At 55.8% G+C, this 5,961-nt stretch carries 8 protein-coding genes; 3 read left to right on the forward strand and 5 right to left on the reverse strand.

Translation table 11 applies throughout. The features are described from left to right. Positions 1 to 55: 55 nt before the first annotated feature. The 5 genes from Q7T06_RS02155 to rpsP form a co-directional block, all read right to left on the reverse strand. On the reverse strand, positions 56 to 721 hold the full coding sequence (locus tag Q7T06_RS02155; protein WP_304779380.1) for a CoA pyrophosphatase: 666 nt from the start codon (positions 719 to 721) through the stop codon (positions 56 to 58). 262 nt (positions 722 to 983) lie between these two features. Then, positions 984 to 1,370 carry a 50S ribosomal protein L19 gene (gene rplS, locus Q7T06_RS02160; RefSeq protein ID WP_304779382.1) on the reverse strand — a complete coding sequence of 129 codons (387 nt, stop codon included), beginning with the start codon at positions 1,368 to 1,370 and terminating at the stop codon, positions 984 to 986. Positions 1,371 to 1,488: 118 nt separating this feature from the next. Further along, positions 1,489 to 2,235 carry a tRNA (guanosine(37)-N1)-methyltransferase TrmD gene (gene trmD / locus Q7T06_RS02165; RefSeq protein WP_304779385.1) on the reverse strand — a complete coding sequence of 249 codons (747 nt, stop codon included), beginning with the start codon at positions 2,233 to 2,235 and terminating at the stop codon, positions 1,489 to 1,491. A 50-nt stretch (positions 2,236 to 2,285) separates the two neighbouring features. Further along, positions 2,286 to 2,828, reverse strand: coding sequence for a ribosome maturation factor RimM (gene rimM, locus Q7T06_RS02170; protein WP_304779388.1), 543 nt, complete (start codon positions 2,826 to 2,828; stop codon positions 2,286 to 2,288). Between the two features lie 27 nt (positions 2,829 to 2,855). Further along, entirely contained in the window at positions 2,856 to 3,107 is a 252-nt protein-coding gene (rpsP, locus tag Q7T06_RS02175; protein WP_011870163.1) for a 30S ribosomal protein S16, read from the reverse strand. Between the two features lie 248 nt (positions 3,108 to 3,355). On the opposite strand from rpsP, the gene Q7T06_RS02180 reads away from it, so the two are divergent. The 3 genes from Q7T06_RS02180 (at position 3,356) to Q7T06_RS02190 (ending at position 5,872) form a co-directional block, all read left to right on the forward strand. Then, positions 3,356 to 3,775 (forward strand): NINE protein, encoded by a 420-nt coding sequence (locus Q7T06_RS02180; protein ID WP_304779395.1) that lies wholly within the window; start codon positions 3,356 to 3,358, stop codon positions 3,773 to 3,775. A 244-nt stretch (positions 3,776 to 4,019) separates the two neighbouring features. Next, positions 4,020 to 5,486: an ammonium transporter gene (locus tag Q7T06_RS02185; RefSeq protein WP_304779399.1), complete on the forward strand. Its 1,467-nt coding sequence runs from the start codon at positions 4,020 to 4,022 to the stop codon at positions 5,484 to 5,486. Then, positions 5,483 to 5,872, forward strand: coding sequence for a hypothetical protein (locus Q7T06_RS02190; protein WP_304779397.1), 390 nt, complete (start codon positions 5,483 to 5,485; stop codon positions 5,870 to 5,872). Before Q7T06_RS02185 ends, Q7T06_RS02190 begins: the two co-directional genes overlap by 4 nt. Positions 5,873 to 5,961: the final 89 nt, after the last annotated feature.

Here is a 5,961-nt window from a genome sequence, read left to right on the forward strand (position 1 = left end):
AAACAATGGCAGGGAATGCACACCCGGTTCATGCAGGCGCATGGCTAACCGAACCCTATGCACGCAGAAAATGGAAGAAATTTCTCAGCATGCCAGCAGTTGCACCCCAGATGAAGAAGCGCTCATAGGGCATCACGTAAAAAGTACGGTTACCGGTAACAAACTCGGCAGTGCGACGTTGATGATGCATCCCGTTCATCAGGAAGGCCAGCGGGACTTCAAATATTTCGGCGACCTCGTACGGATCGGCTTGCATGTCAAATGGCGGTTGCACGATGCCCACTACAGGCGTGACGCGGAAACCGGTACCCGTATGGTATTCAGGCAGCGTGCCGATGACATCGATATGGCGCCGGGCCAGGCCGACTTCCTCTTCTGTTTCACGCAGCGCTGCATCGACCGGCGATGCATCATGTGTTTCCATGCGCCCGCCGGGAAAACTGATCTGCCCCGCATGCGCATTCAAATGGGCCGTGCGCTGCGTGAACAACAGCGTCGGGCCATCGTCACGCAAGATGATGGGTAGCAGCACTGCAGCGTCCATCAGCGGGCGGCTCAGCGGCCGCACCAGCCTTTCCACCGTGATTTCAGGAACCCAGTCAGGCGGATTCAAAAAGCGGGCACGCAATGCATCCGCCATCAATCGTTCCGGCGTAATCGCGTCCTCGCCTCCCAGCGAATCCACAGGGAGTAATTCCGGATCGAAATGCAGTGTGCTCAAGTTGCGTCCCTGGATGCAAGAAGAATGTATCGTGTCATGCCATCCCCCGCATCACGCGGAGCGGGGCCAATTTACGAACCGTCGACGAGATTGCACCGGCTGCATGCCGTCCCATCGCATTTATTTGCTTTGATCTTAAACCGGCAGCAGCTTAAGCACCAGTATTTAACAAATGTGAATTGTGCCAGCAAAACAAAAAAGACACCCGAAGGTGCCTTTTTTGTTGATGCCGATGAATTGCACGGACGAATCCGCAATGCAATTATTCTGCCGCAGCTTTTGAAGCGACGCGACGTTGTGGCAATTTTTCCTTGATACGTGCCGATTTGCCCGAACGTTCGCGCAAGTAGTACAACTTGGCACGACGGACATCACCGCGACGTTTCACTTCGATCGAAGCGATCAGTGGCGAGTACAACTGGAACGTACGCTCGACGCCTTCGCCCGACGAGATCTTGCGAACGATAAAGTTCGAGTTCAAGCCACGGTTACGACGGGAGATTACAACACCTTCGTAAGCCTGGGCGCGCTTGCGCGTACCTTCGACTACGTTGACGTTAACAATCACTGTATCGCCAGGAGCGAAGTCAGGGATGTTCTTTGCCAGGCGAGCGATTTCTTCTTGCTCTAATGTTTGGATCAGATCCATTTTTATTACTCCAATAACCATCTTGCCGGCGCCAGGTATTTCTAAGATGCCCGGTAGAGGATGGGGTTACACATTGCAGGGATCACACTACATTCCTGCTCGATACTACAAACTGCAATTACATACTACTCAAAAACTTTTCATCGACCCGTGTCAGCAAGCCTGCTGCACGTGCCTTGATAATCATGTCGGGCCGCTTCTTCGCGGTTGCTTCCAGCGCCCGTTCACGTCGCCATTTTTCAATCTCGACATGATGGCCGCCCATCAGCACTGCCGGCACCGCTGTACCTTCGTATACTTCAGGTCGCGTGTAGTGCGGGCAATCGAGCAAGCCATTGACGAAACTGTCTTCCACCGCCGACGCATCATCATGCAACACGCCAGGCAATTGCCGGATCACTGCATCCATCAGCGCCATCGCCGGTAGTTCACCGCCTGACAGCACGAAATCACCAAGGCTGATTTCTTCATCGACACACGTATCGAGAAAGCGCTGGTCGACTGCTTCATATCGACCGCACAATAAAACCAGACCCGGCTCAGCCGTCAATTGCATCACGCGCTCATGCGTCAGAGCCTTGCCTTGCGGCGAAAGATAAATCACACGTGGTGCAGGCAGATCGGTAGCTATTTGCCGTTTCTTTGCTTCCAGCACCGCTGCTTCCAGCGGCTTGACCATCATCACCATGCCGGGACCGCCGCCGTAAGGCCGGTCATCGACAGTGCGATGCTTGTCACTGGTGAAATCACGCGGATTCCACAAAGCCAATTCACATTTCTTTTGCTCGAACGCACGTCGCGTAATACCCGACTGCGTAATCGCGGTGAACATTTCCGGGAACAGCGTGACGACATCAAATTGCATCTCGTCGACTCCTAGTATCGAAGCGCGCTTTGACCTGCGCTTGAGCTTGATTAGTAATCAAGTCCCCAGTCCACCGTAATTTTTTTCGCTGGTCGATCTACCGTAATGATGAACTGCTCGACAAACGGGATCAACAATTCCTGCGCAGCTTTGGGATCCGCCCCGGCTGTCTCAGCTGCCTGAGGCACCGCGACACGCAAGATAGGATGCGCGCCGTTGTCCATCATGTCGCTGACCTGACCCAGACGCACGCCCTGCAAATTCTCGACTTCCAGGCCGATCAGATCGACCCAGTAAAATTCATTGTCGGACAGCGCCGGGAAATGACTGCGCGGGATTTGCACGGATGCACCTTTCAGCGCCTCCGCGGCCTCTCGCCCTGCCACACCCATCAACTGCGCGACCACATCACCGGAATGAATCTTGGATTGCATCATCGCCACGTCACGGAATTCAGGCTTATCCAGCCACCATGTCTTGGCATTCAACAATGCATCCGCATCGGCTGAATAGGGTCTGACCCGTACCCAGCCATTCAATCCATACGCACCGGAGATGTAACCAACCAGCACCAAATCCTCAGGAACTTTCATTCCCGATGCCGCTTGATTGGACAAAACTTAAGCTGCTGCTTTGCCGGCTTGAGCGACCAAACGAGCAACGGTAGGCGACAATTGTGCGCCTACGCCTTGCCAGTAGGCCAGACGATCCTGAGCAATGCGGACGCTTTCTTCTGCGCCTGATGCTACCGGATTGTAAAAACCGATGCGTTCGATGAAGCGACCATCGCGGCGATTGCGCGAATCTGTAGCAACAATGTTAAAGAATGGGCGCTTTTTTGCACCACCACGAGCTAAACGAATAACGACCATAATATTTCCAAAAAGTGTCTGAACACGGAAAAAGCCGCAAATTATAGCCCAATTAGCGCCGCAGCTGCAACCTCATTCAATGGCTTTGCAACTCAGGTGTGGCAAACGGGGCAATATCCGGATCGCGGGCCAGGCCAAGCTTGTTACGACGGATCGGGCGTCTACCCTTACAATACGCGGCTAAATGTAAAAATCCAGCCCGTTTTTCAGCAAAACCCACCCTTTTCCATACCGCGATTGAAGCAATAATGACCACCAGCCACAAGAATAAAACCTTCAGCACCCTCCTTGCAATACTGTTGGGCGGCGTAGGCGCGCATCGATTCTATCTATATGGCAAAAAAGATTTGTGGGCCTGGGCCGCCGCGCTGACTTATGCGCTACTGGCTTTTGCCGCAGTCGCCCGCTTGCCGCAATCCGTTTTTATTGCTTTTTTAATATTAGTCATCATTTCGTTTTTTGTCGGTTTGATCAGTGCGCTGGTCATAGGCCTGACCCCCGATGAAAAATGGGATGTGCAACACAATGCGGCTTCGGGCCGCAACTCGAATTCGAGCTGGTTCGTGATATTGCTGGTGGCCCTCACCTTTGCATTAGGCTCAACCGCCCTGATAGCCACGATAGCCCGCGGCTTTGATTTATACCTGACCGGCGGCGCTTTCGGCTGAACATCAGCCAGCGATGGCCGCCTGCCGCGCACCACAAGCCGCCACCATCCAGTCCACGATAGTGCAAAAATAGCATCTAAATGTGCTGCCCTAGTGCAGCACATCCCCCCGCCAGAGCCGCGTCTGGCCTCACTTCCCCTGTTTTGCCTGAATTTCCGCATGGCACGCATAGTGCTATTACGAAACATGATCTTGGCATCAACACGATGCCCAATTCAAGCTTACCAAGGGAGTTTCAATGACCATGCGCTCTACGTCCGTCACGATGACATTAGCCAGTCTGGTGTTAGGCTTGCTGCTCAACCTGTCTGTCAATATAGCCTCGGCACAACCCGCCCCACCAGAAACTGCGCCCCCGGCCGCAAGCAGCCCAGCACCCGCGCCTGAAGCACTGCCATTGGCCGGCACTGCGCCGATGATAGTGGAGCCCGCTGCAGCATCGGAGCCGGCACCTGTGGCGGCCGCACCGCTGAGCAAACCCACGCTGGTTGATGCATCGCAAATCAATTCCGGCGATACCGCATGGCTGCTGACTTCCACCGCGCTGGTGCTGTTCATGACGATACCCGGCCTGGCCCTGTTCTACGGCGGCATGGTACGCAAGAAAAACGTACTGACCACGATGGCCCACAGCTTCGCCGTTACCTGCCTGGTCACCATCATCTGGGTCGTCATCGGTTACAGCCTGGCATTCACCCCCGGCTCGCCATATATAGGCGGCCTGGATCGCGTATTGCTGAACGGCATGGAATTCCTCAAGGAAGGCGGCAAACTCACCGTCAGCGAAATCGCGCCGACGATACCGGAAAGCGTCTTCGTGATGTTCCAGATGACATTCGCGATCATCACGCCCGCCCTGATCACCGGCGCATTCGCCGAACGGATGAAGTTTTCTGCGCTGCTGATGTTCATCTCGCTGTGGTCCATCTTTGTCTACGCCCCGGTTGCGCACTGGGTATGGGAACCATCCGGCTGGCTGGCCGCGCGCGGCGTACTGGATTTCGCCGGCGGCACCGTCGTGCATATCAATGCCGGCGTATCCGGCCTAGTAGCAGCCCTCATCATCGGCCCGCGCCTGGGTTTCGGCAAGGAAGCCATGCCGCCGCATAACCTGGTGCTGACTGTTATCGGTGCATCCATGCTGTGGGTAGGCTGGTTCGGCTTTAACGCTGGCTCGGCCGTTGCCGCTGACGGTCGCGCCGGCATGGCGATGCTGGTCACCCAACTCGCCACCGCAGTCGGCGCACTGTCATGGATGTTCATCGAATGGGCACGCCGCGGCAAACCTTCCGTGCTCGGCCTGGTGTCGGGTGCGGTATCCGGCATGGTCGCCATTACGCCAGCCTCCGGCTTTGTCGATGTCACCGGCGCACTGGTGATAGGCGCGGTTGCCGGCATTGCCTGTTATTTGGGCGCGACCACGCTCAAATCCATCATGGGTTACGACGATACGCTCGATGTATTCGGCGTCCATGCGATAGGCGGCATCGTCGGCGCGCTGCTGACCGGCGTATTCGCGATGAAAAGCATAGGCGGCATGGAAAGCAGTTTCGGCAATCAAGCCTTCGGCGTCATCGTCACCGTCGTCTTCTCGGCCGTCATGACCGCCATCATTCTGGGCATCGTCAATGCATTGGTGGGCTTGCGCGTGAGCGAAGAAGCCGAACGCGAAGGCCTGGATCTTGAGCAGCATGGTGAGCACGTACTATGAGCGACGAACACCACACGCGTGCAGCGCTGGAGAATCAGGCCTTTGCCCTGATGGGCCGGCTGCACGTCACGTTGCGCCGGCAAACCGGGCGGGTAACCGATATTGAGTACATGCGTATCGATCCCGCCTACTGCCGTTATTTACTGAAAATGGCGTCGCTGTCACCAATAGAAGATTTGCAGGAATTGAGCGTCAAGCTGCAGGAAATATTCTTTGGCCCGGAAGGCTTGTTCGTGCGCGCCGAACCCAAGCCACCCTTGCTGGCGCGCCTGACCGAGCCCGCAGCGCCAGCATCAGCACCTCCGGCACCAGCAACACCGGCACCGGTCACAGGACATGAGGCAGAGGATGCAGTCGATCGCGGTTATATAGGGCGCCTGCGTTAAGCTGTTTTTGTCGTGCTGCTACAAAATCAGAATTGATCTTCATCCAGCGCCAGCACGCCACTGCTGCCGGCCACAATCGCCGAGCGGTA

Origin of the sequence: Herminiimonas sp. (assembly GCF_030645555.1) — a bacterium.
Taxonomy (GTDB): domain Bacteria; phylum Pseudomonadota; class Gammaproteobacteria; order Burkholderiales; family Burkholderiaceae_D; genus Oxalicibacterium.